A 607-nucleotide genomic window follows, 5' to 3' on the forward strand; every position below is an offset into this window, starting at 1 on the left:
GAGCCCATCCCGAATTCTGTGTAACTGCCCTTTAGATTAAATGCTTACTGATACGATCATCAAACATAATCATAAAGCGATTCAGAGCAGACGTCCAGTTACGAATAGGCATCGACCACTTTTTGGATGCCTGCTGGGTGGCTAAGTACACCACTTTAAACGCTGCCTGATCAGACGGGAACACCTTACGCTTATTCACCGCTGTCCGAATCACGCTGTTTAAAGACTCAATAGCATTGGTGGTATAAATCACTTTTCTAATGTCTTTAGGGTAGCCAAAGAACACCGTTAAGCCCTCCCAGTTATTACGCCAAGACTTGACCACGTGCGGATACTTATCCCCCCAAGTCTCATCAAAGTGTTCAAGATTGGCCTCTGCTATCTCAAGGGTATCAGCGCCGTAGATGGCCTTTAAATCAGCCGCTATTGCCTTCTTATCTGTCCAAGGTACGAACTTCATCGAATAGCGCACCATATGAACAATGCAAAGCTGGACCTGAGCGTGAGGATAGACGGTGTTAATGGCATCGGGGAAGCCCTTTAAACCATCGACACAAGCAATAAGAATGTCCTGAACGCCGCGGTTTTGTAGTTCAGTGAGAACACC

General features: G+C 46.3%; 1 protein-coding gene. It reads right to left on the reverse strand.

The window, feature by feature from the left end; all coding sequences use genetic code 11:
- Positions 1 to 31: 31 nt before the first annotated feature.
- A partial coding sequence (locus tag CXF62_RS01460; RefSeq protein WP_145990523.1) for an IS256 family transposase occupies positions 32 to 607 on the reverse strand: 576 nt, incomplete at its 5' end.

This window comes from Psychrobacter sp. MES7-P7E (genome assembly GCF_002863645.1).
Taxonomy (GTDB): Bacteria; Pseudomonadota; Gammaproteobacteria; order Pseudomonadales; family Moraxellaceae; genus Psychrobacter.